This window comes from Saccharopolyspora mangrovi, from assembly GCF_035320975.1.
Classification (GTDB): Bacteria; Actinomycetota; Actinomycetes; order Mycobacteriales; family Pseudonocardiaceae; genus Saccharopolyspora; species Saccharopolyspora mangrovi.
The window spans coordinates 139990-166299 of record NZ_JAWLNX010000005.1; the positions used below are offsets into that span (position 1 = coordinate 139990).

25 protein-coding genes are annotated in these 26310 nt (G+C 70.5%); 6 read left to right on the top strand and 19 right to left on the bottom strand.

From position 1 onward, the window contains the following. Positions 1–68: 68 nt before the first annotated feature. A complete protein-coding gene (locus R4I43_RS09395) occupies positions 69–926 on the bottom strand; it encodes an SDR family oxidoreductase (RefSeq protein WP_324265175.1) in 858 nt (285 codons plus the stop codon). 96 nt (positions 927–1022) lie between these two features. On the opposite strand from R4I43_RS09395, the gene R4I43_RS09400 reads away from it, so the two are divergent. The 3 genes from R4I43_RS09400 to R4I43_RS09410 are packed head-to-tail and all read left to right on the top strand — an operon-like array spanning position 1023 to position 3391. Further along, positions 1023–1409 carry a winged helix-turn-helix transcriptional regulator gene (locus tag R4I43_RS09400; RefSeq protein ID WP_324265176.1) on the top strand — a complete coding sequence of 129 codons (387 nt, stop codon included), beginning with the start codon at positions 1023–1025 and terminating at the stop codon, positions 1407–1409. Positions 1410–1456: 47 nt separating this feature from the next. After that, complete coding sequence (locus tag R4I43_RS09405) at positions 1457–2962, top strand: YibE/F family protein (RefSeq protein WP_324265177.1); 1506 nt, start codon at positions 1457–1459, stop codon at positions 2960–2962. Between the two features lie 39 nt (positions 2963–3001). Beyond that, the gene (locus tag R4I43_RS09410; protein WP_324265178.1) at positions 3002–3391 is read left to right on the top strand and encodes a hypothetical protein; all 390 of its coding nucleotides are present in this window, start codon (positions 3002–3004) and stop codon (positions 3389–3391) included. A gap of 176 nt (positions 3392–3567) precedes the next feature. On the opposite strand, the gene R4I43_RS09415 is transcribed toward R4I43_RS09410, so the two are convergent. Genes R4I43_RS09415 through R4I43_RS09425 form a run of 3 tightly spaced genes read right to left on the bottom strand, consistent with a single transcriptional unit; the run spans position 3568 to position 6167 of the window. Continuing rightward, positions 3568–4200, bottom strand: a complete 633-nt coding sequence (locus R4I43_RS09415; protein ID WP_324265179.1) for a hypothetical protein — start codon at positions 4198–4200, stop codon at positions 3568–3570. Further along, positions 4197–5465, bottom strand: coding sequence for a histidine--tRNA ligase (gene hisS, locus R4I43_RS09420; RefSeq protein ID WP_324265180.1), 1269 nt, complete (start codon positions 5463–5465; stop codon positions 4197–4199). Before hisS ends, R4I43_RS09415 begins: the two co-directional genes overlap by 4 nt. Positions 5466–5486: 21 nt before the next feature. After that, positions 5487–6167, bottom strand: coding sequence for an MBL fold metallo-hydrolase (locus R4I43_RS09425; RefSeq protein ID WP_324265181.1), 681 nt, complete (start codon positions 6165–6167; stop codon positions 5487–5489). 156 nt (positions 6168–6323) lie between these two features. Between R4I43_RS09425 and R4I43_RS09430 the strand changes: the two genes are divergently transcribed. Further along, positions 6324–7151, top strand: a complete 828-nt coding sequence (locus tag R4I43_RS09430) for a peptidylprolyl isomerase (protein ID WP_324265182.1) — start codon at positions 6324–6326, stop codon at positions 7149–7151. Between the two features lie 299 nt (positions 7152–7450). Here the strand turns inward: R4I43_RS09430 and R4I43_RS09435 are convergent, their stop codons facing one another. From R4I43_RS09435 to pdxS, 12 genes are all read right to left on the bottom strand, one after another. Further along, positions 7451–9763 (bottom strand): RelA/SpoT family protein, encoded by a 2313-nt coding sequence (locus tag R4I43_RS09435; RefSeq protein ID WP_324265183.1) that lies wholly within the window; start codon positions 9761–9763, stop codon positions 7451–7453. A gap of 189 nt (positions 9764–9952) precedes the next feature. Then, positions 9953–10501 carry an adenine phosphoribosyltransferase gene (locus R4I43_RS09440; protein ID WP_324265184.1) on the bottom strand — a complete coding sequence of 183 codons (549 nt, stop codon included), beginning with the start codon at positions 10499–10501 and terminating at the stop codon, positions 9953–9955. Next, positions 10501–11673: a protein translocase subunit SecF gene (gene secF, locus R4I43_RS09445; protein WP_324265185.1), complete on the bottom strand. Its 1173-nt coding sequence runs from the start codon at positions 11671–11673 to the stop codon at positions 10501–10503. The genes R4I43_RS09440 and secF overlap by 1 nt, the downstream gene beginning before the upstream one ends. Continuing rightward, complete coding sequence (secD, locus tag R4I43_RS09450) at positions 11670–13223, bottom strand: protein translocase subunit SecD (protein WP_324265186.1); 1554 nt, start codon at positions 13221–13223, stop codon at positions 11670–11672. Before secD ends, secF begins: the two co-directional genes overlap by 4 nt. Positions 13224–13564: 341 nt before the next feature. Further along, positions 13565–13942, bottom strand: coding sequence for a preprotein translocase subunit YajC (gene yajC, locus R4I43_RS09455; protein WP_324265187.1), 378 nt, complete (start codon positions 13940–13942; stop codon positions 13565–13567). A 163-nt stretch (positions 13943–14105) separates the two neighbouring features. Beyond that, positions 14106–15176 (bottom strand): Holliday junction branch migration DNA helicase RuvB, encoded by a 1071-nt coding sequence (gene ruvB, locus R4I43_RS09460; RefSeq protein WP_324265188.1) that lies wholly within the window; start codon positions 15174–15176, stop codon positions 14106–14108. Positions 15177–15184: 8 nt separating this feature from the next. Then, positions 15185–15784 (bottom strand): Holliday junction branch migration protein RuvA, encoded by a 600-nt coding sequence (gene ruvA, locus R4I43_RS09465; RefSeq protein WP_324265189.1) that lies wholly within the window; start codon positions 15782–15784, stop codon positions 15185–15187. Continuing rightward, the gene (ruvC, locus tag R4I43_RS09470) at positions 15781–16374 is read right to left on the bottom strand and encodes a crossover junction endodeoxyribonuclease RuvC (RefSeq protein ID WP_324265190.1); all 594 of its coding nucleotides are present in this window, start codon (positions 16372–16374) and stop codon (positions 15781–15783) included. Before ruvC ends, ruvA begins: the two co-directional genes overlap by 4 nt. A 214-nt stretch (positions 16375–16588) precedes the next feature. Continuing rightward, positions 16589–17056, bottom strand: coding sequence for a DUF4262 domain-containing protein (locus R4I43_RS09475; RefSeq protein WP_324265334.1), 468 nt, complete (start codon positions 17054–17056; stop codon positions 16589–16591). A 346-nt stretch (positions 17057–17402) separates the two neighbouring features. Then, on the bottom strand, positions 17403–18155 hold the full coding sequence (locus R4I43_RS09480; RefSeq protein ID WP_324265191.1) for a YebC/PmpR family DNA-binding transcriptional regulator: 753 nt from the start codon (positions 18153–18155) through the stop codon (positions 17403–17405). Positions 18156–18189: 34 nt separating this feature from the next. Then, a complete protein-coding gene (gene pdxT, locus R4I43_RS09485; protein WP_324265192.1) occupies positions 18190–18834 on the bottom strand; it encodes a pyridoxal 5'-phosphate synthase glutaminase subunit PdxT in 645 nt (214 codons plus the stop codon). 69 nt (positions 18835–18903) lie between these two features. After that, positions 18904–19806, bottom strand: a complete 903-nt coding sequence (gene pdxS, locus R4I43_RS09490; protein WP_324265193.1) for a pyridoxal 5'-phosphate synthase lyase subunit PdxS — start codon at positions 19804–19806, stop codon at positions 18904–18906. A 199-nt stretch (positions 19807–20005) separates the two neighbouring features. Here pdxS and R4I43_RS09495 point away from each other — a divergent pair, with 199 nt between their 5' ends. Continuing rightward, positions 20006–22114, top strand: a complete 2109-nt coding sequence (locus R4I43_RS09495; RefSeq protein WP_324265194.1) for an elongation factor G-like protein EF-G2 — start codon at positions 20006–20008, stop codon at positions 22112–22114. A 61-nt stretch (positions 22115–22175) separates the two neighbouring features. On the opposite strand, the gene pgsA is transcribed toward R4I43_RS09495, so the two are convergent. Then, the gene (pgsA, locus tag R4I43_RS09500) at positions 22176–22778 is read right to left on the bottom strand and encodes a phosphatidylinositol phosphate synthase (protein WP_324265195.1); all 603 of its coding nucleotides are present in this window, start codon (positions 22776–22778) and stop codon (positions 22176–22178) included. A 216-nt stretch (positions 22779–22994) separates the two neighbouring features. Here pgsA and R4I43_RS09505 point away from each other — a divergent pair, with 216 nt between their 5' ends. Further along, positions 22995–23519: a YceI family protein gene (locus tag R4I43_RS09505; RefSeq protein ID WP_324265196.1), complete on the top strand. Its 525-nt coding sequence runs from the start codon at positions 22995–22997 to the stop codon at positions 23517–23519. A 66-nt stretch (positions 23520–23585) separates the two neighbouring features. Here R4I43_RS09505 and R4I43_RS09510 read toward each other — a convergent pair whose 3' ends face one another. Together R4I43_RS09510 and thrS are read right to left on the bottom strand one after the other, a co-directional pair. Beyond that, the gene (locus R4I43_RS09510; RefSeq protein WP_324265335.1) at positions 23586–24065 is read right to left on the bottom strand and encodes an HIT family protein; all 480 of its coding nucleotides are present in this window, start codon (positions 24063–24065) and stop codon (positions 23586–23588) included. An 83-nt stretch (positions 24066–24148) separates the two neighbouring features. Next, positions 24149–26173 (bottom strand): threonine--tRNA ligase, encoded by a 2025-nt coding sequence (thrS, locus tag R4I43_RS09515; RefSeq protein ID WP_324265336.1) that lies wholly within the window; start codon positions 26171–26173, stop codon positions 24149–24151. Positions 26174–26310: the final 137 nt, after the last annotated feature.

Genomic DNA, 26310 nt, shown 5'->3' on the forward strand with positions numbered 1-26310 from the left:
CCCCCCACGCCCCACCGCGCCCCGCGGGGGGGCCCCCCGCGGGCGGCGGGGCGGCCCCCACCGCGGGCTCACCGCTCCAGCGCGGCCGAGATCGACCGGGCGATCGGTGTCGTGGGACGGCCGATGAGGCGGGCGAGGTCGCCGCTGCCGCCCTCGAGGAGGCCCTGGGCGATCGCCGAGGTGTCCACGTCGACGAGGATGTCGGCGAAGGCCTCCGGGACTCCCGCGCCGGTGAGGATCCCCTTGAGGGTGTCCGGCGGGACGTCGGTGTAGCTGACCTCGGTGCCGGACTGGCGGGAGAGCTCCTCCGCGTACTCCGGCAGCGTCCAGGCCTGATCACCGCTGAGCTCGTAGCTGCGGTTCTCGTGCCCCGGCTCGGTCAGGACCGCGACCGCGGCCTCGGCGTAGTCCTCGCGCGCCGCCGAGCCGATCTTGCCGTCGCCGGCGCTGCCGACCACGCCGTGCTCGAGCTGGGTGGGGATCTGCTCGGTGTAGTTCTCGCTGTACCAGCCGTTGCGCAGGAATGTCCAGGGCAGGCCGGAGTCGAGGATGGCCTGCTCGGTGCCCTTGTGGTCCTCGGCGAGCGCGAAGTTCGCCTCCGGGCCGCCGAGCACGCCCGTGTAGACCAGCCGGGCCACTCCCGCTTCCTTCGCCGCGTCGATCACCGCGCGGTGCTGCGGGACCCGCCTGCCCGCATCGGGGCTGGAGACCAGCAGGACCACGTCTCCGTCGTTGAACGCCTCGCTGAAGGTGTCCGGCGTGTCGTAGTCGGCGATGCGCAGCTCCACGCCGCGCGCCGCCAGCGGAGCGGCCTTGGCCGCGTCCCGGACCACCGCGGCGACCTCGTCCGCGGGCACCTTTCGCAGCAGGCCCTCCACGACCAGCAACCCCAGCTTCCCGGTGGCCCCGGTGACGACGATGCTCATCTTCTCTGCCCTCCAGCCGATTGCGAACCGCTTCGGACCGACCGTAGCTACGCCACTAACTCCTGGTTAGTACCCACTTTGAAGTAAGGTAGTGGCATGCCGGTAAGCAACCAGGTCACCACCACCGAGCGACCCGATGTGAATGCGGCCACCTGCCCCTCGCGCAGCGTTCTCGAGCACATCACGAGTCGCTGGGGTGTGCTCGTCCTCGCCGCACTGCTGGATGACGGCCGCCGGTTCAGCGAACTGCGCCGGACCATCGGCGGGGTCAGCGAGAAGATGCTGGCCCAGACGCTGCAGACGCTCGAACGGGACGGTTTCGTGCACCGCGAGGCCCACCCGGTGATCCCCCCTCGCGTGGACTACTCGTTGACCGAGCTGGGTGAGCAGGCCGCGCGTCTGGTCTCCGGACTCGCCCGGTGGTCCGAGGCGCACGTGGACGACGTGCTGGCCTCGCGGGACGCCTACGACGCGCGAGCCTGAGCTGACGGGGTCCCGGACGCCGCAGGAGCGACCCGCATAATGCTCGGGTGACCGAGCCACCCGAGATTCCCGGACGTCGGCCTCGCCATCGGCAGCCGGGACAGGGCGCGTGGCAACCGCCGCCTCCGCAGCAGCCCGGCCGCCGGCCACCCCAGCCCGGGGACAACCAGACTCCCCGCGAGAACCCACCGCCCCGGCAGGGGCCGCCGCAGCGGCCGGAACCGCAGCGCACCCGGCCACCGCGCCCGCAGCCCGCCCCGACGCCGGAATCGCCGGAGGAACCGCGCTCGCACCGGCGTCGCGACGAACCCGCCGGGCACGGCCACGGGCACGGTCACGGACCAGCGACTCCGGCGTCGAAGCAGGTCAAGCGCCTGCTGGCGGCCCTGCTGATCCCGTTCGCGCTCGCCGCGATCGTCGGGGTCCTCGTGCTCTACCCGTGGGGGCACCACCAGAAGACCGGCGCCGACCTCGGCTTCGGCCAGTACCCGGTCAACGGCGAGGTCGTCTCCGCCGGAGCGACCTCGTGCAACGAAGGCGAGACCGGTCAGGGCTGCGTCCAGCTCGCCGTGAAGATGCAGGACGGGCCGCGGCCGAACCAGACCATCGAGCAGGTCATGCCCACCGATCCGGGCACGCCGCGCTTCGCCGTCGGCGACCAGGTCGTGCTCTCCTACGCCGGGGACAACCCCGACGAGCCCACGTCGTTCCAGGTCGTGGACTTCCAGCGCGGCACGCCGCTGACGGTGCTGGCGCTGGTGTTCGCCGCCGCCGTGCTCGTGCTCGGCCGCTGGCAAGGACTGGCCGCGTTGGTCGGGCTCGGGCTGAGCCTGGTGATGCTGGTCGGCTTCGTGCTGCCCGCGATCCTCGCCGGGGAGGACCCGCTGCTGGTCGCGGTCGTCGGCGCGGGACTGATCATGTTCATCGTCCTGTACCTCACGCACGGGTTCTCCGCGCGGACCTCCACCGCCGTGCTCGGCACCCTGCTGAGCCTGGCCCTGATCGGGCTGCTCAGCAGCGCGTTCTCCGCCGCCACCAGCCTGACCGGGCTCGACGAGAACACCTCCAGCCTGATGGGTGCGCTGGGCGCGCCCATCGACGCGCGCGGGCTGCTGCTGGCCGGGATCGTCATCGGCGCGCTCGGCGTCCTCGACGACGTCACCGTCACCCAGACCAGCGCGGTGTGGGAGCTGCGGGCGGCGAACCCGACGCTGTCCTGGCGGCAGCTCTACGGAGCCGGTCTGCGCATCGGACGCGACCACGTGTCCTCCGCCGTCAACACCCTGGTGCTGGCCTACGCGGGCGCGGCGCTGCCGATGCTGCTGGCCTACACCCTGTCGGGTCGGACCTTCGGCCAGATCGTCAGCTCGCAGGCCGTGGCGCAGGAGGTCGTGCGCACCCTCGTCGGCAGCGTCGGCCTGGTCGCGGCCGTGCCCATCACGACGGCCATCGCGGCGCTGGTGGCCGTTCAGGAACCGGCCGAACGGTCCGGCGACGGCGGTGCCGAACGGGCGAAAAGGCGGCGACGTCCGGGTAAACCAGGTGGCAGGTAGGGCTGCGCGGCACGCCCGACCTGCAGCAGACTGGCGGACATGTCCACGCCGTTACCCGCGTTCGGCAGCGTCCTGAGCGTCCCCGGCCGCCTGCTCGGCGGCCTGACGTTCCTCGGCGGAGCGGTGCTCCGCGAGGCGACGGCCGTCCTCGCCGCGATCCACGCCCTGCCCCGCCTGGTGGTCGCGCTGGAGCAGCTCGGCCCGCTCGCCGACACCCTCGGCGAGACCCGGGACGCCCTGCGGGAACTCGCCGACAGCACCCAGGACCTGGGGCCGACGAACCTCCAGCTGCGAGCCCTGCACGAGCAGGTCGTCCAGCTGGCCTGCGACCTGCGCGCCTTCGAACCCGACCTGGAAACCCTCACCAAGACCACCGCCCAGCTCGACCAGACGGCCCAGCTCCTCATCACGGCCCTCAACCGAGCTTGAACGTCACCCCGCCGAGTGAGGGATTCGAATTTCGCGCGAAATTCGAGGCCGGGCCCGGGACCTGGCAGGTAGCGCCCCAAATAAAAAACACCCGTGTGTGGTCTCCAATTCTCGCGCACATTCCGCGCCGGGGGCGGGCCGGTCGAATTTCGCGCGAAATTCGAATCCCCCTGGGGTCAGAGGGCGGCGACGAACTTGGCGACGGCTTCCGGTTGGAGGCGCTGGGCCATGCGGCCCTGGGGCGCGAGGGACGCGATCTGGTAGAGCGGGCGGTTCGGCGGCGCCTCGCCGCGGGCTTCCGCGCGGAGCTGGGCGACGATGAGCTGGGAGAGCACCAGGCCGCGGGTGTCCTCGTTGCCGGCGAGGGCGTCGGCGAGGCGCCGCAGCGCGTAGATGCTCAGCTCGCGGCCACCGGTACCGGCGTACATGGCCAGCGAGACGCTGATCGCCTTGCCCTTGGGCGCACCACCGATGAGGACGTTGATGGTGCGGGCGCCGCGCAGGTCGGTGACGAACAGCTCCAGCCGCGTCGCCCGGTGCACGTCGACCACCCGGCTGCCCAAGGCGCGGGCCACGACCTCGTTCCCGCGCAGCGTGATGGTCTTGCGGGACTCGGTCCAGGCCAGCAGCAGCAGCGGCACGGCGACGATCACCAGCGTCGTGACGAACCCGACCGGACCGGCGAAGAGGCTGACGACACCGCCGAACGCGGCGGCCACGATGACCGCCGCGATCGCCACGTTGCGGGCCCGGACCCGCACGGTGCGCCGATCCAGCAGATCCAGCGGCACCGCCTCGGCTTCGCTCATCGGCTCTCCGCGACCGCCGCGCGCACGTCGTCGACCAGCGACTCCAGCGACACCTCGCGCTGCTCGCCGGTGGCCAGCTCCTTGAGCTGCGCGCTGCCCGACTCCAGGTCGCGCTCGCCCAGGACCAGCGCGAACCGGGCGCCGGAGCGGTCGGCGGCCTTCATCGCGCCCTTGAGGCCCTTGCCGCCGTAGGCGAGGTCGACGCGAACCCCGTGCGCCCGCAGCCCACCGGCGGCGGCGACCAGCTTGCGCTTGGCGGTCTCGCCCATCGGCACGCAGTAGACGTCGCAGCGGGCCGGGTCGCCGACCGGCAGGCCCTCGGCCTGGCAGGCCAGCAGGGTGCGGTCCACGCCGAGGCCGAAGCCGATGCCCGACAGCTCCTGGCCGCCCAGCTCGGCCATCAGCCCGTCGTAGCGGCCACCGCCGCCGATGCCGGACTGCGCGCCGAGCCCGTCGTGGACGAACTCGAAGGTCGTCTTGGTGTAGTAGTCGAGGCCGCGCACCAGCCGCGGGTTCTCCACGAACGCCACGCCCAGGTCCACCAGGTGCGCCTTGACGGCCTCGTAGTGCTCCTTGGCCTCGGCCGAGAGGTGGTCGACCATCAGCGGCGCGTCGGCGACCAGCTCGCGGACCTCGGGGCGCTTGTCGTCGAGCACCCGCAGCGGGTTGAGCTCAGCGCGGCGCTGGGTGTCCTCGTCCAGCGGCAGCCCGCGCAGGAACTCCTGCAGCTTCGCGCGGTAGGCCGGGCGGCAGGCGGCATCGCCCAGCGAGGTCAGCTCGATGCGGTGCCCGGTCAGCCCCAGCCGCCGGTAGCCCTCGTCGGCGATGGCGATGACCTCGGCGTCCAGCGCCGGGTCGTCCACGCCGATGGCCTCGACGCCGACCTGCTGCAGCTGGCGGTAGCGGCCCGCCTGCGGGCGCTCGTAGCGGAAGAACGCGCCGCTGTAGTAGAGCTTCACCGGCAACTGGCCGCGGTCGAGGCCGTTCTCGATGACCGAGCGCATCACGCCGGCCGTGCCCTCCGGGCGCAGCGTCACCGAACGCCCGCCGCGGTCGGCGAAGGTGTACATCTCCTTGCTGACCACGTCGGTCGACTCGCCGACACCGCGCGCGAACAGCGAGGTGTCCTCGAACAGCGGCAGCTCGACGTAGCCGTAGCCGGCGCGACGCGCCGCGTCGGACAGGGTCTCGCGGACCGCGAGGAAGCCCGCCGAGTCCGGCGGGAAGTACTCCGGGATGCCCTTGGGGGCGTTGAACGTGCTCATCAGGTGTGCGACTCGTCCTCGTCAGTGGGCGTCGGAAGCGCGCAGTTCCTGCAGGAACGGGTTGCCCGCGCGCTCGCGCCCGATGGTGGTGGTGGGTCCGTGGCCCGGCAGCACGACGGTCTCGTCGTCCAGCGGCAGCACCTGGTTGCTCAGCGACTCGAGCATCCGGCCGTGGTCGCCGCCGGGCAGATCGGTGCGCCCGATGGCGCCGGCGAAGAGGGTGTCGCCGGACAGCAGCAGCCGTCCGCCCTCCTCGGTGCCGACGCCGAACAGCACCGATCCGCCGGTATGGCCCGGGGTGTGGGTGACGTCGAAGCTCAGCCCCGCCAGTTCCAGCACGTCGCCGTCGGCGATCTCGCGGACCTCGGCCGGTTCTTCGCCCGCGATGCCGTCGCCGAACAGCTGGCGGCCCGCGGGGCCGAGCGCGGCGCCCGGGTCGGCGAGCATGAACCGGTCGTCGGGGTGGATGTGGGCGGGCACGTCGTGCTCGGCGCAGATCGCCGCGGCCGAGAGCACGTGGTCGAAGTGCCCGTGCGTGAGCAGCACGGCGGCGGGCGTGAGCCGGTGCTTGACCAGCTGCTCGGTCAGCGGCTCGACGGCGTCCTGACCCGGATCGACGATCACGCAGGGTTCGCCCTCGCCGCGCGCGAGCACGTAGCAGTTCGCCTGCAGCGGTCCTACCGGGAACCCGAGGACAAGCACGTCAGAAGGGCCTTTCGTCGAGGATTGGCGTCCCCAGGTTATCGTCCGCCGTCGATCGGCCTGCGCACACCGGTGCGGGCTCTCAGGAAGCGGTCTCGGGGCACCTCATAAACTCGCCGCACAACATCAGATCATGGAGTGCGGGGAGGGGAGCAAGTGCCCAGCAACGAGCAGCGTCGCCAGGCGGCCAAACGGAAGCTCGAACGCCAGATGCAGCGCCGTGCGGAACAGGCCAAGCGACGCCGGGTGATCACCATCGGCGCGACGATCGTCGTGGTCATCGCGATCGTGATCGGTGTCTTCTACTTCAGCCGCAGCGGCAGCGAGCCCGCGGCTCAGCAGCCGCCGCAGCCGCAGGTCAACATCCCGACCGAGCTGGCACCACCGCCCGCGCGCCCGGCCCCGCTGGCCGACCCCGTCTCGTGCACCTACCGGCCGGACGGGCAGGCGAGCAAGCCGGTGCAGCCGCCGGCCAACGGCGAGGTGTCGTCGAAGGGCACCGTGCAGGCCACCATCGAGACCAACCAGGGCAACATCCCGCTGACCCTGGACCGCTCGCTGGCCCCGTGCACCGTCAACAGCTTCGTCAACCTGGCCAAGCAGTCGTTCTACGACGGCACCAACTGCCACCGGATCAGCACCGACGGCCTGCAGATGCTGCAGTGCGGCGACCCGACCGGGCAGGGCTCCGGCGGTCCCGGCTACGCCTTCGACGACGAAACGTTCCCGGAGCTGAAGTACGGTCGCGGCTACCTGGCGATGGCGAACTCGGGCCCGAACACCAACGGCAGCCAGTTCTTCATGGTCTTCGGCGACGCCCAGCTCTCGCCGGACTACACGGTCTTCGGCACGATCTCGCCGGAGGGCCTGAAGGTCATCGACGACGTCGCCCGCGCGGGCCACGACGGCGCCTTCGACTCCTCCGCAGGCGGCGGCCACCCCAAGAAGCAGGTCACCTTCAACAAGGTCAACGTCCAGGCCTGACCCGGACCTGACCCACGCGATCAGGGGCACCGTTCCACCCGGAACGGTGCCCCTCTTCGCTGCCGCGACCGGATTGCTCCAGTAATCCGAACCCCGATTACGGCAGTAATCCGTCCCTCCCCCAGCCACTCCCGATCCGAAGACGGAATTCCGCAGTAATCGGAACCCCGAAAACCGGAGTAATCCGTCCCCTCCCCGGCCCCTCCCGACCCGGAGACGGAATACCGCAGTAATCAGGACCCCGAAAACCGGAGTAATCCGGGTGGGACGGGAGCGAGGGCGGGGGTGGGTGGACCTGGTCAGGTGGCGGAGGTGACTCGGTAGACGTCGTAGACGCCTTCGATGTTGCGGACGGCCTTGAGGACGTGGCCGAGGTGCTTGGGGTCGCCCATCTCGAAGGAGAAGCGGCTGACCGCGACCCGGTCCTTGGACGTGGTCACCGAGGCGGAGAGGATGTTGACCCGCTCGTCGGCGAGGACCTTGGTGACGTCGGAGAGCAGGCGGTGCCGGTCGAGGGCCTCGACCTGGATGGCGACCAGGAACACCGAGGACGACGACGGGGCCCAGTGCACCTCCACCAGGCGCTCCGGGGTCTTGCGCAGGTCGTCGGCGTTGGTGCAGTCGGTGCGGTGCACGCTGACCCAGCCGCCGCGGGTGACGAAACCGAGGATCTCGTCGCCTGGGACCGGCGTGCAGCAGCGGGCGAGCTTGGCCCACACGTCCCCGGCGTCCTTGACGACCACACCGGAATCGCCGCTGCTGCGCCGCTTCCCGCCGCCCTCCAAGGTGGACGGGGTCGAGCGCTCGGCGATCTGGTCGGCGGCCTGCTCCGGCCCGCCGATGTGCTGCACCAGCTGCTGCACCAGGTGCTGCGCGGAGAGCTGCTTCTCCCCCACCGCCGCGTACAGGGCGGTGACGTCGACGTAGTGCAGCTCGCGGGCCACCGCGCCCAGCGCCTCCGCGGAGACCAGCCGCTGCACCGGCAGGCCGAGCCGGCGGATCTCCTTGGTGATCAGTTCCTTGCCGGACTCGATGGCCTCTTCGCGGCGTTCCTTGGCGAACCACTGCTTGATCTTGGCCTTCGCGCGCGGCGAGGCGACGAACGACAGCCAGTCGCGGCTCGGCCCGGACCCCTCCGCCTTGGAGGTGAAGATCTCGACGACCTCGCCGTTCTCCAGCTTGCGCTCGAGCGCCACCAGCCGGCCGTTGACCCGCGCGCCGATGCAGCGGTGCCCGACCTCGGTGTGCACGGCGTAGGCGAAGTCCACCGGAGTCGAACCGGACGGCAGCGTGATCACGTCGCCCTTGGGCGTGAACACGAAGATCTCGCGGGTGGCCAGGTCGTAGCGCAGCGACTCCAGGAACTCGCCCGGGTCGGCCGCCTCCCGCTGCCAGTCCAGCAGCTGGCGCATCCAGGCCATCTCGTCGACCTCGACGCCGCCGCCGCTGTTGCGGCCCTTGGTCTCCTTGTACCGCCAGTGCGCGGCGATGCCGTACTCGGCGGTGCGGTGCATCTCGTGGGTGCGGATCTGCACCTCGAGGGGCTTGCCCTCCGGGCCGATGACCGTGGTGTGCAGCGACTGGTAGACGCCGAAGCGCGGCTGGGCGATGTAGTCCTTGAAGCGGCCGGGCATCGGCTGCCAGAGGGCGTGCACCACGCCCATCGCGGCGTAGCAGTCGCGGATCTCGTCGACCAGGATCCGCACGCCCACCAGGTCGTGGATGTCGTCGAAGTCGCGACCCCGCACGATCATCTTCTGGTGGATCGAGTAGTAGTGCTTCGGCCTGCCCTCGACCTTGGCGGCCAGCCGGGCGGCGTCGAGCTGCGTGGACAGCTCGTCGATCACCGTGCGCAGGTAGGTGTCGCGGGACGGCGCGCGGTTGGCGACCAGGCGCACGATCTCGTCGTACTTCTTGGGCTGCAGGATGGCGAAGGCCAGATCCTCCAGCTCCCACTTGATCGTGGCCATCCCGAGCCGGTGCGCCAGCGGTGCGAGCACCTCGAGGGTCTCGCGGGCCTTGCGGGCCTGCTTCTCCGGCGGCAGGAAGCGCATGGTGCGCATGTTGTGCAGCCGGTCCGACAGCTTGATCACCAGCACCCGGGGGTCGCGGGCCATCGCGATGATCATCTTGCGGATGGTCTCGGCCTCGGCCGCCGCGCCCAGCTTGACCTTGTCCAGCTTGGTGACGCCGTCGACCAGGTGGGCCACCTCGTCGCCGAAGTCGGAGCCCAGCCGCTCCAGTGAGTAGTCGGTGTCCTCGACGGTGTCGTGCAGCAGCCCGGCGACCAGCGTGGTGGTGTCCATGCCCAGCTCGGCCAGGATCGTGGCCACCGCCAGCGGGTGCGTGATGTAGGGGTCGCCCGACTTGCGCTTCTGGCTGCGGTGCTTCTCCTCGGCGACGTCGTAGGCACGCTGCAGCAGCGTCAGATCGGCCTGCGGGTGCAGTTCGCGGTGGACCGCGGCCAACGGCTCCAGGACCTGCTTGACCTGGGCGGCGCGCTGGGCGGTGATCCTCCTGGCCAGTCTGGCGCGCACTCGGCGCGTGGCCGAGGTCGCACGCGGCTCGGCAACCGGATCGGTTGCCGAAGGAGAATCAACGTGGTGGCTCACCGCACGCTCCCGGGCTCAGGCGTTGCTTAGTCCCAGGTCCGGGGGACCCGGACACTGAGAATAACGCCGACGGGTCATCGACCCATCCCTAGTGTGGTCGTTGATACGCCCAGCGGTCACCTCATGCGGTCGAGATGACCTTGGAAGTTCGGCCGAACCGATCACCGATCGTTGTGACGCTGCTGGTTGTCAGGACCGCAGCAGGGCTCGGACGTGCTCGCCGACGATCTTGTCGCGGCCCTCCAGGGCCGTCAGCTCCATCACCACGGTGGCCGTGGTGACCTCGGCACCCGCCTGGCGGATCAGCCGGCACGCCGCGCCGAGGGTGCCGCCGGTGGCCAGCACGTCGTCCACGACGAGGACGCGCTGACCGGTGCGCAGCGTGTCGGCCGGCAGCTCCAGGGTCGCGCGGCCGTACTCGAGTTCGTAGGAGATCCGGTCGGCGACCTCGGGGAGCTTGCCGGGCTTGCGCAGGCCGATCACGCCGGTGCCGAAGGCCTGGGCGACGGCGGCGCCGAGCAGGAAGCCGCGGGCCTCCACGCCGGCGACGACGTCGAACTCCAGGCCCCGGCCCAGCGCATCGGTGATCGCCCGCAGCGCTGCCGGGTCGGCCAGCATCGGGCTGATGTCGCGGAACAGCACGCCCGGCTCCGGGAAGTCCGGGACTTCCCGGATCAGCCGGATCGAATCCTTGAGCGCGAGGTCGTCGCCGTCGGTGACTTCGATTCCAGGAGCCATCAACGACGTCGCTTCCCGCTCGGACGCGCGGCCTTGCCGGCCGGGCGCGCCGCGGGCTGCTGGCGCGTGGCACCGGCGGGGACCGGGCTCTTGGGCTCCTCCGGGACCTCCTCGCCGGCCTCGCGGGCGGCGGCCCTGGCGCGGCGCTGCTCGACCTTCTTGGCGTGCGAGCGGTACTTCGACTCGCGCATCTTGAAGTCCACCAGCAGCGGCGTCGCCAGGTAGATCGACGAGACGACACCGGCGATCATGCCGACCAGCTGCACCAGCGCCAGGTCGCGCAGCACGCCGACGCCCAGCAGACCGGCACCGACCACGAGCAGGCCGAGCACCGGCAGCAGCGCGATGATCGAGGTGTTGATCGAGCGCATCAGCGTCTGGTTGACCGCCAGGTTCGCCGCCTCCGGGTAGGTGCGTCGGGTCATGCTCAGCAGACCCCGGGTGTTCTCCTTGACCTTGTCGAAGACCACCACGGTGTCGTACAGCGAGAAGCCGAGGATCGTCAGCAGACCGATCACGGTGCTCGGCGTGACCTCGAAGCCCACCAGCGAGTAGATGCCCGCGGTGACCACGACGTCGTGCAGCAGCGCGATCAGCGCCGCCACCGCCATCCACTTCTCGAAGTAGAACGCCAGGAAGATCGTCACCAGCACCAGGAACACCGCCAGCGCGATCAGCGCCTGGGTGGTGATCTCCTCGCCCCAGGTGCCGGAGACCGCGCTGTCGCTGATCACCTGCTGGCTGGGCTTGCCGGTGGCGTCCAGCGGCTGGGTCTCGGTGAAGATCTGCTGCTTGGCCTCGAGGACCTGGTCCACGGTCAGCGACGAGGACCTGATCTGGATGCTCTGGTTCGCACCGGCACCCACGACCTGGACCGTCTCGGCCGGGTGCCCGATCGCCTCGCTGAAGGCGGACTGCACCTGGTCGGTCTCGATCGGGCCCTGCGCGCCGACCGCGGGCATGGAGATCTTGGTGCCGCCCTCGAAGTCGATGCCGAGGTTGAACCCCTTGAACCCGATCGCGCCGATGCACACCAGCACCAGCAGACCGAGCGCGATGTACCAGCGGGAACGCTTGCCGATGATGTCGAAGGCACCAGTACCGGTGTAGAGCCGGTGGAAGACGCTCTCGCGCTTCTGGGCCCCTTCGGTGGCAGGAGTCGTCACCTTCACGCCTCCTTGGAGGTGGTCGCGGCGGCCTTGCGCGCGGCGCGGTTCCGGTTGCCGATGCGCTGCACGGCGCCCAGCCCGGAGACCGACGGCTTGGACAGGAACTTGTTCTTCGAGGCCATCGCCACCAGCGGGTGGGTGACCAGGAAGACCACCACGAGGTCGAGCACGGTGGACATGCCGAGGGTGAACGCGAAGCCCTTCACCTGGCCGACGGCCAGCACGTAGAGCACCGCGGCTGCCAGGAAGCTGACCGCGTCGGCCGACAGGATCGTGCGCCGCGCCCGGACCCACGCCCGGGGCACCGACGAGCGGAAGGTGCGGCCCTCGCGGATCTCGTCCTTGAGCCTCTCGAAGAACACGATGAACGAGTCGGCGGTGATGCCGATGGCGACGATGAACCCGGCGACACCGGCGAGGTCGAGGGTGAAGCCGATCCACCGCCCGAGCAGCACCAGCACGCCGTAGACCACGCCGCCGGACAGGACCAGCGACAGGATCGTCAGGAGGCCCAGCACCCGGTAGTAGGCCAGGCAGTACAGGCCCACCAGCAGCAGACCGATGCCGCCTGCGATCAGACCCGCCTCCAGCGAGGCCACGCCCAGGGTCGCCGAGACCGTCTCGGCCTCGGACTGGTCGAAGGCCAGCGGCAGCGAACCGTACTTGAGGATGTTGGCCAGGTCCGTGGCGGACTGCTGGTTGAACTGGCCGCTGATGCTGGCGTTGCCGCCCAGCAGCGGCTCGTTGATCGAGGGCGCGGAAACGACCTCGCCGTCCAGCACGAACGCGGCTTGTTGGCCGACGTTGGCCGAGGTGAAGTCCGCCCAGGTCTTGGCGCCGACCGACTTGAAGTTCAGGTTGACCGTCCAGCCCTGCTGCCCGGCCTGCGGGTTCGGCGGCTGGGCCATCGAGTCGGCGATCTCCTTGCCTTCGAGGAACACCGGCTCGAGGACGTACTTCGCGGTGCCCTCCCGGTCGCAGGCGACCAGCGGCAGGCTCGGGTCGTCGTTGCCGCGCAGCGGGTCCTCGGCCTTGCAGTCCAGCGCCTGGGCGGCCTGCATCAGCACGTTCGGGTCGTTGCTCTGGCGGGTCGCCTTCGCGGCCTCGATCGCCTGCTGCGCATCGCCCGGCGGCTGCGCCTGCTGCGGCGTCGTCGGCGCCGGGGGCTGCGTGGCGGGGAGCTGCTGGACGACCTTGCGGAAGTTCAGCTCCGCGGTCTGGCCCAGCTGCTTGGCCTGCTCGCCGCCCTCACCGGGCACCGTGATGACCAGGTTCGAGCCGTCCAGGGCGACCTCGGAACCACCGATGCCCATGCCGTTGACCCGGGTCTCGATGATCTGCCGCGCCTGGTCGAGCGATTCCTTGCTGGGAGGCTGCCCGTCCGGGGTGCGCGCGGTCAGCGTGACGCGCGTTCCTCCCTGCAGGTCGATTCCCAGTTTCGGGTTGGGCTTGCCATCACCGGTGAAGAACACCAGTGCGTACAGCGCCACCACGATCAGCGCGAAGATCGCGAGATAACGCCCTGGGCGCAGCTGCCCGGCCGGAGGTGCCACGGTGCGTCGGTCTCCTGTTCAGGGTCTGTTCGGATGCGCGACCCGGCCGAGGCCGAGAGCGCGAGCGGCGAGCGGCGAGCGGTTTCGCCCTCGACAACGTACCGCCGGTTGTACCGCGTTCCGCCGATCGATGCGATCTTGTGGCGATCTTCGCCACCACCGCCTGCCACGTACGGCAATCCAGTCTCGCAGGCCCGGGACGGGCCACGACTACGTGGGGTGGCCGAAACGCAGCGACGCGGGACCGGAGCGGTTCGGCCCCGGTGCCCGCGTCGCGGTGACGGCATGCGGTCCCCCGGCGGGCCGCCTGCGGCGCCGTCGTCGGGGTCGACCCAGCTGCGTCAGCTGGTCTTCTGCTTCTCGGCCGACTCGGTGGCCTCGGTCTTGTCCTCGACCTTGGTCTCCTCGGCCGCGGTCTCCTCGGCGGGGGCCTCCACAGCCGGGGCCTCGGCGGCCTCGGTGTTGACCTTCTCGCGGACCGCCTGACGCACCCAGGTGGTGGTCGTGCCCGGGGCGATCTCGATGTCGATGGTGTCGTCGCTGGTCGACACGACCGTGCCGAAGACACCCGAGGTCGTCATCACCCGGTCGCCGGCGGTGATCGAGTTCTGCAGCTTCTGCTGCTCGGCCATCGCGCGCTTCTGCTTGCGGGCCTGCAGGAACAGCGGCACCGCCAGCAGGACGATCAACAGCGGCAGGATCAGGGATTGGAGTTGCATCATGCTCCGTTCAGCGGGCGCACGACAGGACCAACCACGCAGTCCGCGCCCGGTTTGTTCGGATGTTCTAAGCCCCAGTCTGCCAGGTCAACGAAAGTGCCAGGTTGACGCGTGGCATTCGGCTGGTCCGCCGCCACCGTAACGGCGGATTGTCACCATTTGGTCACTCCGCGAAGAGCGATGGCGGTCCATCGCCGGGGGCGTTCGCAGGTGGCGTCATGCCCAGGTGGAACCAGGCGGCAGCGGTGGCCACCCGACCTCGGGGCGTGCGGGCCAGCATCCCGGCTCTGACCAGGTACGGCTCGCACACCTCCTCCACCGTACTGGGTTCCTCGCCCACCGCGACGGCCAACGTGGAGATGCCCACCGGCCCGCCGTGGAAGGACTTGATCAGCGCCCGCAGCACCGCCCGGTCCAGCCGGTCCAGGCCCATCTCGTCGACGTCGTAGACCTGCAGCGCGGCCCGGGCGACCTCGCGGGTCACCGCTCCGTCGGCGCGGACCTCGGCGTAGTCGCGAACCCGGCGAAGCAGCCGGTTGGCGATGCGCGGCGTGCCGCGGGATCGGGCCGCGATCTCGGCCGCGCCGTCGTCGCGCAGGTCGACCCCGAGGATCCCGGCCGAGCGGCGAACCACCTGATCGAGTTCGTCGGGCGTGTAGAACTCCATGTGCGCGGTGAAGCCGAAGCGGTCGCGCAGCGGCCCGGTCAGCGCTCCTGACCTGGTCGTGGCCCCGACCAGCGTGAACGGCGCGAGCTCCAGCGGGATGCTGGTGGCACCCGGGCCCTTGCCGACGACGATGTCGACGCGGAAGTCCTCCATCGCCAGGTACAGCATCTCCTCGGCCGGGCGGGCGATGCGGTGGATCTCGTCGATGAACAGCACGTCGCCCTCGGTGAGGTTGGACAGCATCGCCGCCAGGTCGCCAGGCTTCTCCAGCGCGGGCCCGGAGGTGACGCGGATGGCCGAGCCCAGCTCGGCCGCGATGATCATCGACAAGCTCGTCTTGCCCAGCCCGGGCGGACCGGAGAACAGCACGTGATCGGGTTGATCACCGCGCCGCAGGGCGCCGTGCAGCACGAGTTCGAGCTGTTCGCGCACGCGCGCCTGGCCGACGAACTCGCTGAGCTTGCGCGGGCGCAGCGTCATCTCGACGTCGCTGTCGCCCTCGTCTTCGTGCGGCGCCAGCGAGACGGAGTCCGCCGGCACCGACGACCAGTCCTCTTCCTCGTACATCGGCTACCTCACTTGGGCCCGAGGATGGCCAGGGCCTTGCGCAGCACCGCCGAGGTGTCCAGGTCGCCGCCGCCGTTGGCCAGCACGGCTTCGACGCTCTGGTCGGCCTGCTTGGCGGAGAAGCCCAGGCCGACCAGCGCCTCGGAGACCTCGCTGCGGACGCGGCCCCGATCGACGGTGGCCGTCGGCTCGATCGTGGTGCCCGCGACGACGCCGACCTTGTCGCGCAGCTCGAGGATCAGCCGCTCGGCGCTCTTCTTGCCGATGCCCGGGACCTGGGTGAGCACCGTGAGGTTGCCGTCGGCCAGGGCCGTGCACAGCTGGTCCGGCGAGAGCACCGCGAGCGTGGCCAGGGCGAGCCGGGGGCCGACGCCGGAGGCGGTCTGCAGCAGGCCGAACAGGTCGCGGGCCTCGGCGTCGGCGAATCCGTAGAGGGTCAGCGAGTCCTCGCGCACGATCAGCGAGGTCCACAGCCGGGTCTCCTCGCCGCGGCGCAGCCCGGCCAGCGTGGCCGGGGTGGCGTGCACCGCCATGCCGACGCCGCCGACCTCGACGACGGCGTGGTCGAGGCCGATCGACAACACCGGTCCGCGCACCGTGGAGATCATCGCGTCTTGCCTCCTGTCCTGGGGGTGGCCTGCTTCTGCTGGGCGGCCTTGAGCTTGGCGCGGTGGTTGCGCGCGAGTTCGGCGGCCCGCGCCTCGGCCTGCGCCAGCCGGTCCATCATCGGCGCCCGCCACAGGTGGCAGACGGCCAGGGCCAGCGCGTCGGCGGCGTCGGCCGGTTTCGGCGCTTCGGCCAGCCCGAGGATCTTGGTGATCATCGTGGTGACCTGCTTCTTGTCGGCGCGGCCGGAGCCGCTGATGGCGGCCTTGACCTCGCTCGGCGTGTGGAAGACGACCGGCAGGCCGCGGCGCGCGGCCGCGAGCGCGACCACGCCGGAGACCTGGGCGGTGCCCATCACGGTGCGCACGTTGTGCTGGCTGAACACCCGCTCGATGGCCACGACCTGCGGCTGGTGGACGTCCATCCAGCGCTCGACCTCGGTGGACACGGCCATCAGCCGGGAGGCGAGCTCGTCCTCCTGCGGACTGCGCGCCACCCCCACGGCCACGCAGGCCACGGTGCGCCCCTTGCCGCCGTCGACCACGCCGAGCCCGCAGCGGGTCAGCCCCGGGTCGACTCCCAACACGCGCACGACGCCACCCACCAAGCCGAAGCCACCAAGAACACTCGTTCGAACCCTAACGAACCCCGCCCCAGGAGCCACACCCGACACGCCCTCCCCGTCACCCAGGAGGGTGGGGCATTCGAATTTCGCGCGAAGTTCGAGTCCCGAAGTTCCCAGTCGAATTTCGCGCGAAATTCGAATTCCCGGCGCGCCCGGCCTCGAGGTGCGGGGGCGTCCGAGGTCAGGGGCCGTCGACTCCGGGGGTCCAGGACTCGGGGAGGCCGGAGTCGGTGAGGACCGGCTGGTACTCGCGGAAGCCGCCGGGGGCGTCGGGCTGCCAGGGGAACTTGGCGTCGTCCGGGCTGGAGGCGATGAGCTGCAGCGCCGGGAAGTCCGGCCCGTTGTAGACCAGGAACGCCGAGCCGAGGTACTCCGGGTAGTGCTGCAGCGCGATCTTCTCGAAGGTCACCGGGCAGCCCTGCAGGAAGCCCTCGTAGAGCTGCCCGGGCTGGAAGCGCTCGCCCTGCCCGGAGCGCTGCACGTAGGTGTTGACCACCGAGTGCGCGACCTCCTGCGGGAGCCCGATCACCACGACCTCGGGCTTGCCGAAGCGGCGCCACGCACCCACCGAGAAGGCGTAGGCAGGGCCGCTGTCGTCCCCGGCCACGTGCATGACCGCGGCGCCGTGCTGCTCCGCGGTGTTGACCATCCACTTGCGCAGTGATTCATCGGTGTCGACCACGGCGTCATTCTGCACGTCGAAGCAAGAACCGCTCCCGCCGACGCCCGATTTCACGAGCGCGAGCAGGAGCGGTTGGTCCGACCTCGCGCTCGATGATCCCGTGCAAGCGGCGCAGCCGCGAGCCGTGAGGACCACCCTCGCAGCCCGCGCCGCCGCGGGTTCTGACACGTCTTCTGGCGAGTACGCCGCGACGCCGATGTCCACCCCTGGGGTAAGCGGCATGCATAAGTCGTGGCGCACGGAGTCCAGAAGGCGTGTCAGGTTCCGCTACCCGCACCGCCGAGCAAAAGGACCACGAACATCGTGGTCCGGATCAGGCGTTGACTTCCGCCATCACGGAGTCGCTGACGTCGAAGGCCGCGTAGACGTTCTGGACGTCGTCGCAGTCCTCGAGGGCGTCGATCAGCTTGAAGATCTTGCGCGCGCCCTCGGCGTCGAGCTCGACGTTGACCGAGGCCAGGAAGTTGGTCTCGGCCGAGTCGTACTCGATGCCCTCGGCCTGCAGCGCCTTGCGGACGTCGACCACGTCGGAGGCGTCGCACAGGATCTCGTAGCTCTCGCCGAGGTCGCTGATCTCCTCGGCACCCGCCTCCAGGACGGCCGCGAGAACGTCGTCCTCGCTGAGGCCGTTCTTCGGCAGCAGCACCACGCCGCGACGGGTGAACAGGTACGCGACCGAGCCGGCGTCGGCCATCGAACCGCCGTTGCGGGTCATGGCCGTGCGGACCTCGCCCGCGGCACGGTTGCGGTTGTCGGTCAGGCACTCCACCAGCACGGCGACGCCGTTGGGGCCGTAGCCCTCGTACATGATCGTCTGCCAGTCGGCGCCGCCGGCCTCTTCGCCAGCTCCGCGCTTGCGCGCGCGTTCGACGTTGTCCATCGGGACCGAGTTCTTCTTGGCCTTCTGGATCGCGTCGTAGAGGGTCGGGTTGCCCTCCGGGTCACCACCGCCGGTGCGGGCGGCGACCTCGATGTTCTTGATCAGCTTCGCGAAGAGCTTGCCGCGCTTGGCATCGACGGCGGCCTTCTTGTGCTTGGTGGTGGCCCACTTGGAGTGGCCGCTCATCTCTCCTCCGTCTTTCCACGCCCGCGGCGGGGTGTCACCGCCCGCGGACGATCCGTACGAAATAGCGGTGCACTCGCTCGTCCCCCTCGACCAGTTCCGGGTGGAAGGCCGTGGCGAGCACCGCTCCCTGCTGAACCGCGACGATCCTACCGGCGAGCCCTTCGCGCTCGGTGGCGTCGGGGGTGGTGGCCCCGTCGGGACCCTCGGGCACCGTGGCCAGGACGGACACCCCGCCGCCGATTTTCTCCACCCAGGGCGCGCGGATGAACACCGCGTGCACCGGCTCGTCGATCCCCTGGAAGTCGAGGTCGGTCTCGAAGGAGTCGACCTGCCGCCCGAAGGCGTTGCGGCGCACGACCACGTCCAGCGCTCCCAGCGGCCGGACGCCCGCGGTCCCGGCATCGTCAACGCTGCTGGCCAGCATGATCATTCCCGCGCAGGAACCGTAGGCGGGCAGCCCGCCGGCCAGCCGCGCGCGCAGCGGTTCGTACAGCTCGAAGACGTCCAGCAGCCGGGTCATGGTGGTCGACTCGCCGCCGGGCAGCACGATGCCGTCGACCGCGTCGAGCTCCTCGACCCGCCGCACGGGCAGCGCCCGCGCACCGCAGCGCTCCAGCGCGGCGAGGTGCTCGGCCACTCCGCCCTGCAGCGCCAGCACGCCGATGACCGGCTCACCCATCAGTTGCTCCTCCTACCCGTGGTGAAGCCGGGTGGTGCGCCGCCACGCACCACCCGGCCGCGAAAGACGTCACCAGCCGCGGCTGGCCAGGCGGTCCTTGTCCGGCAGATCGTCGAGGTTGATGCCGACCATCGCCTCGCCGAGACCGCGGGAGACCTTGGCGATCACGTCCGGGTCGTCGTAGAAGGTGGTGGCCTTGACGATGGCCTCGGCGCGCTTGGCGGGGTCGCCGGACTTGAAGATGCCGGAGCCGACGAAGACTCCCTCGGCGCCGAGCTGGCGCATCATGGCCGCGTCCGCCGGGGTGGCGATGCCGCCCGCGGTGAACAGCACGACGGGCAGCTCACCGGTGCGCGCGACCTCGCGGACCAAGTCGACCGGGGCGCGCAGCTCCTTGGCAGCGACGTAGAGCTCGTCGGCCTCCAGGGTGGACAGGCGGCGCATGTCGGCGCGGATCTGGCGCATGTGCCGGGTGGCCTCGACGACGTTGCCGGTGCCGGCCTCGCCCTTGGAGCGGATCATCGACGCGCCCTCGGCGATCCGGCGCAGGGCCTCGCCGAGGTTGGTGGCGCCGCAGACGAACGGGACCGTGAAGGCCCACTTGTTGATGTGGTTGGCCTCGTCGGCGGGCGTGAGGACCTCGGACTCGTCGATGTAGTCCACGCCGAGCGACTGCAGCACCTGGGCTTCGACGAAGTGGCCGATGCGGGCCTTGGCCATCACCGGGATGGACACCGAGTTGACGATGCCCTCGATCATGTCCGGGTCGGACATCCGGGCCACGCCGCCCTGCGCGCGGATGTCGGCGGGCACCCGCTCCAGGGCCATGACCGCGACCGCGCCCGACTGCTCGGCGATCTTGGCCTGCTCGGGGGTGACGACGTCCATGATCACGCCGCCCTTGAGCATCTCGGCCATGCCCCGCTTCACGCCGTCGGTGCCGGTGGGAGCGGTGTCCGCTGCGGTAGTCAACTTTGATCTTCCTTCACATTCCGGTGCTGTTCCCGTAACCAACCTAGACGCGAACTGGACCACCGACACGGTCCACTGAACCCCGATTTCAGTAGTCCACTTCGTCCGCGCTTCCCCCGGGCGCGGCCTTGCACGAGGAAAACTCCGGGTGTGTGATCGGAGACACATCTCGTCCTCACGGGTAGCGCAGGAGCTCGTCATGGGAAGCAAACAAGCCGGCACAGCAGGCGGGCCGGGAATCCCGGCCCCGTCAGATCCCGCTCAGATCCGCAACGTCGTCCTGGTCGGCCCCTCCTCGGCCGGCAAGACCACCCTCGTCGAAGCGCTGCTGGAGGCGACCTCGGCCATCCCGCGCACCGGTGCGGTCACCGAAGGCACCACGGTCTGCGACCACGAACCGGCCTCGATCGAGCAGCAGCGCTCCATCGCCCTGTCGATCGCCCCGGTCCAGCACGGCGACATCAAGATCAACCTGATCGACACGCCCGGCTACGCCGATTTCGTCGGCGAGCTGCGCGCGGGCCTGCGCGCCGCCGACGCCGCGCTGTTCGTGGTGGCCGCCACCGAGGGCGTCGACGCCGCGACCCGCGCGATCTGGCACGAGTGCGCGACCGTGGGGATGCCCCGCGCGGTGGTCATCTCACGGCTGGACCAGCCGCGCGCGGACTTCGACACCGCGCTGCTGACCTGCCAGGACGCCTTCGGAGGAGGCGTCCTTCCGCTGTACGTGCCGCACCTCGAGGGCGGCGAGGTGACGGGCCTGCTCGGGCTGGTCACCGAGAGCGTCTACCGCGGCGGCGAGACCGAGCCCGCCGGCGAGGCGCTGCGCGCGGACGTCGAGCAGCAGCGCGGCGAGCTCATCGAGGCGATCATCGCCGAGAGCGAGGACGAGACGCTGATGGACCGCTACCTCGCCGGCGAGCGGATCGACGAGGACACCCTCATCAGCGACCTGGAGACCGCGGTGGCGCGTGGCGGGCTGCACCCGGTGCTGCCGGTGTCGGCGCTGACCGGGGTGGGGATCCCCGAGGTGCTCGACGGGATCCGGCGCGGCTTCCCGTCGCCGCTGGAGCACGAGCTGCCCGAGTTCACCGATCCGCACGGCCGCGACCCCCGGCTGCTCACGCCCGATCCGGACGGGCCGCTGGCGGCCGAGGTCGTGCACACCTCGGTGGACTCCTACGTCGGTCGCGTCTCGCTGGCCAGGGTCTTCTCCGGCACGATGCGGCCGGAGCGGCCGGTGCACGTCTCCGGGCACGGCATGGCCGAGCGCGGGCACCCCGACCACGACGAGGACGAACGCGTGGCCCACCTGTACTCGCCGCTGGGGGCCAACCTGCGCGAGGTGCCGCACTGCGTGGCGGGCGACCTGTGCGCGCTGACCAAGATCGGTTCGGCGGAGACCGGTGACACGCTGTCGGACCCGTCCGACCCGCTGCTGCTCACGCCGTGGCCGATGCCCGAGCCACTGCTGCCGATCGCCGTGACCGCGCACAACCGCAGCGACGAGGACGCGCTGGCCCGCAACCTCAACCGGCTCATCGCCGCCGACCCGAGCCTGCGGCTGGAACGCGACAGCGAGACCCACCAGCTGGTCCTGTGGTGCATGGGCGAGGCGCACGCCGACGTCGTGCTGCAGCGGTTGCGCGAAGGCGGCGCCGAGGTGGACACGGTGCCGGTCCGGGTCCCGCTGCGGCAGACCTTCACCAAGCGCGCCAAGGGGCACGGTCGGCACGTCAAGCAGTCCGGCGGGCACGGCCAGTACGCGGTCTGCGACCTGGAGGTCGAGCCGCTGCCGGCGGGCTCTGGCGTGGAGTTCACCGAGAAGGTGGTGGGCGGTGCGGTGCCGCGCCAGTTCATCCCCAGCGTCGAGAAGGGCGTGCGCGCCCAGCTGGAGAAGGGCATCACCGAGGGCTGCCCGGTGGTGGACGTCCGGGTGACGCTGGTGGACGGCAAGGCGCACAGCGTCGACTCCTCCGACGCGGCGTTCCAGGCGGCCGGCGCGCTGGGCGTGAAGGCCGCGGCCGAGCAGGCGGGGCTGACCACGCTGGAACCGGTGGACGAGGTCGCGGTGCACATCCCGGACGAGCACCTCGGCGCGATCCTCGGCGACCTCTCGGGGCGGCGCGGCAAGGTCGTCGGCACCGAGCCCGAGGACGGCGGGTGGACCGTCGTGCGCGCGCACGTGCCCGCCAGCGAGCTGATCCGCTACACGGTCAACGTGCGGTCGCTGACCTCCGGCAGCGCCACGTTCACCCGGCACTTCGAGAGCTACGAGCCGATGCCGGAGAACCTCGTGCCCAAGTGAGCGGCGAGAACTGCCCCCATGCCGAGGCCGACGCTCGCGCTGAGCCGTCGGCGCCTCGGCGTCACCGCCGAGCCGAGGCGTGCACCGAGCCGAGGCGCTGGGCGATGGTGGCGAGGGTGAGGACCACCAGGACCCAGATGGCCACGTCGAGGACGTGCGGCACGCCGAGCCCGTGCAGGCCCGCCCCGGTGAGGACGATCAGGAAGCGCTCGGCTCGCTCGGCGAGGCCGCCGTCGGCGTGCAGGCCGTTGGCCTCGGCGCGGGCCTTGACGTAGGAGATGACCTGCGCGCCGACCAGGCAGATCAGCAGGCCGAGGCCGCGATCGCGGTCGCCGTCGACGATCAGCGCCCACCACATCAGCGAACCGAACAGGACGCCGTCGACGATGCGGTCGCAGCTGGCGTCCAGCACCGCCCCGAAGCGGGTGACGCGGCCGCCGACGCGGGCCATCGCGCCGTCGAGGATGTCGAAGAGCAGGAACAACGCGGTCACCACGGTGCCGATGAACAGCTCACCGCGCGGGAAGAACCACAGCGCCGACGCGGCGGAGGCGACGGTGCCGATGACCGTCACCGCGTTCGGCGTCAGACCGATGCGGACCAGGCCGAGCCCGATCGGATTGGTCAGCCGGGACAGGGACGCCCGCGCGAAGATGTTGAGCATGTGCCTTCAGGTGCCAGCCGTGGGTTGCAGTGGTGTCCGCGCACGCGACGCGTTCTTGCAGATTAACCGGGTCTGGATCGCCCGCGTTCCGCTGGTGCGACGATCACGCGACCGGGGAGTGATCCAGCGCACACCCAGGAATGGTTGAAGCTTCAACGTAGTTGGTCCAGGGTGAAAGCAACACACCAAACCCGCTCCCCCTGGAGGTACGCGATCATGACGGCCACCGCGCAGATCCCCGGCTACACCGTCGGAACCTGGGACATCGACCCGGTGCACTCGGACGTCACCTTCTCCGTGCGCCACATGGGCGTCGGCAAGTCCCGGGGCCGCTTCGGCTCCTTCTCCGCCGAGATCGTCACCGCCGAGGACCCGCTGCAGTCCTCGGTGAGCGCGACCATCGACATCTCGTCGATCGACACCCGCAACGCCGACCGCGACGCCCACGTGCGCAGCGCCGACTTCTTCGACGCCGAGTCCCACCCGACCGCGACGTTCCGCTCCACCGGCATCCGCCAGGACGGCGAGGACTACCTGATCGACGGCGAGTTCACCCTCAAGGGCGTCACCAAGCCGGTCACGCTGACCGCCGAGGTCAACGGCTTCTCCGAGAACCTGCTGGGCATCTCGGCCACCACCACGATCAACCGCACCGACTTCGGCATCGGCCAGGCCGGCGGCGCCGTCATCGGCGAGAAGGTCTCCATCACGCTGGACATCGAGGCCCAGCTGCGCAGCTGACCCCCGCGACGAGAAGAGGGGCAGGACCGGCACCACGCCGGCCCTGCCCCTCTTTCCGCGTTCGAATCAGTCCACTTCAGACCACGCCGTGGCCAGCATCTTCCAGGTGTCCCCCAGCAGCTGCGGGAGGACCTTGGTGTGGCCGATGACCGGCATGAAGTTGGAATCGCCGCCCCAGCGCGGCACCACGTGCTGGTGCAGGTGCGCAGCGATGCCCGCACCGGCCACCGGCCCCTGGTTGAGGCCGATGTTGAAGCCGTGCGGCGCCGAGATCGTGCGGATCACCCGCATCGCGCGCTGCGTGTACTCGGCCACCGCCACCGTCTCCTCGGGCGTGAGCTCGGTGTAGTCCGCGACGTGCCGGTACGGCAGCACCATCAGGTGCCCCGGGTTGTACGGGTACAGGTTCAGGATCGCGAACACCAGGTCGTCGCGGGCCACGATCAGCGAATCCTCGTCGGGCTGACCGGAATCCAGCAGCCGGCAGAACGGGCAGCCGTCGCTGTCGTCGCCGACCGGCTTGTTCTCGCCCTGGATGTAGGCCATCCGGTGCGGGGTCCACAACCGCTGCAACGCGTCGTCGACCCCGACCCCCTCCTGCTGCGTCAGCTCAACGCCCTCGGGACCGCTCACGCCTGCCCCGTCCGGAAGTTCTCCGCCGTCGGCGAAGCGTTCTCGCGCCGCTGCACCCAGTCGACCATCGCGCTGACCGCCTCGTCGACCGGAACGCCGTTGACCTGCGAGCCGTCGCGGAACCGGAACGACACCGCGTCGGCCTCGACGTCCTTGCCGCCGGCCAGCAGCAGGAACGGGACCTTCTGCGTGGTGTGGTTGCGGATCTTCTTCTGCATCCGGTCGTCGCTGGTGTCGATGTCGACCCGGATCCCCTTGGCGCGCAACGCCTTGCGCACCTTCTCCAGGTGCTCGACGTGCTCGTCGGCGATCGGGATGCCCACCGCCTGCACCGGCGACAGCCAGGCCGGGAACGCGCCCGCGTAGTGCTCGGTGAGCACGCCGAAGAACCGCTCGATCGAGCCGAACAGCGCGCGGTGGATCTTGATCGGCCGCTGCTTGCCGCCGTCCGGGCCGGTGTACTCCAGGTTGAAGCGCTCCGGCAGGTGGTAGTCGACCTGGATGGTCGACATCTGCCAGCTGCGGCCCAGCGCGTCCTTGGCCTGCACGGAGATCTTCGGGCCGTAGAAGGCCGCGCCGCCCGGGTCCGGGACCAGTTCCAGGCCGGAGGACTCGGCGGCCTCGCGCAGCGCGTTGGTGGCGACCTCCCAGCTCTCGTCGTCACCCACGTACTTCTCCTCGTTGCGGGTGGACAGCTCGAGGTAGAAGTCGTCGAGGCCGTAGTCGCGCAGCAGGTCCAGCACGAAGCCCAGCAGCGACTTGAGCTCGTCCTGCAGCTGGTCGGGCATGCAGTAGATGTGCGCGTCGTCCTGCGTCATGCCGCGCACGCGGGTCAGGCCGTGCACCACGCCCGACTTCTCGTAGCGGTAGACCGACCCGAACTCGAACAACCGCAGCGGCAGCTCGCGGTAGGACCGACCGCGCGAGCGGAAGATCAGGTTGTGGAACGGGCAGTTCATCGGCTTGAGGTAGTAGTCCACCCCGGGCTTGCGCAGCTCACCGTTGGCGTCGCGCTCCTCGTCGAGGTGCATCGCCGGGAACATGCCGTCCTTGTACCAGTCGAGGTGACCGGAGGTCTGGAACAGCGTCTCCTTGGTGATGTGCGGGGTGTTGACGAACTCGTAGTCCGCCTCCTCGTGCCGCTTGCGGGAGTAGTCCTCCAGCTCGCGGCGGATGACGCCGCCCTTGGGGTGGAACACCGGAAGACCGGAACCGATCTCGTCCGGGAAGGAGAACAGGTCCAGCTCGGCGCCGAGGCGGCGGTGGTCGCGGCGCTCGGCCTCGGCGAGCCACTCCAGGTGCTCGTCGAGCTTCTCCTTGGACTCCCACGCGGTGCCGTAGACCCGCTGCAGCTGCTGGTTGTTCTGGTCGCCGCGCCAGTAGGCGGCGGCCACCCGCATCAGCTTGAACGCCGGGATGAACCGGGTGTGCGGCACGTGCGGACCGCGGCACAGGTCGCCCCAGACCCGCTCGCCGTGCCGGTCGATGTTGTCGTAGACGGTCAGCTCGCCGCCGCCGACCTCCATGACCTCGGAGGTGTCCACCGAGTCGTCACCGGACTTGAGCTCGACCAGCTCCAGCTTGTACGGCTCGCTCGCCAGCTCCTCCTGGGCGGCCTCGACGGAGTCCAGGCGGCGGCGGGAGAACTTCTGGCCCGACTTGAGGATCTGCTTCATGCGCTTCTCCAGCGCCTGCAGGTCCTCCGGGGTGAACGGGTTGTCGACGTCGAAGTCGTAGTAGAAGCCGTCCTTGACCGGCGGTCCGATGCCCAGCTTGGCGTCCGGGAACAGGTTCTGCACCGCCTGCGCCAGCACGTGCGCGGCGGAGTGGCGGATGACGCTGCGGCCGTCCTCGGTCTCCGCGGCCACCGCCTCGACCTCGGCGTCGGACTCCGGCGCCCAGTCCAGGTCGCGCAGGTTGCCCTCGGCGTCGCGGACCACCACGACGGCCTCCGGGCCCTTCGACGGCAGCCCCGCCTCGGCGACGGCCGCACCCGCGGTAGTGCCCGCCGGAACCTTCACCCGGGGTGCTTGCTGGGCGTGGGAAGGCTGTACGGACACGATCACTCCTAGACTGGGCCGGTTCACCGGCGCGGACACGCTTCGCAACCCGATGCTATCGGGGCGCACCAATCCTTTGGCGCCCAGCCCAGAGGCGG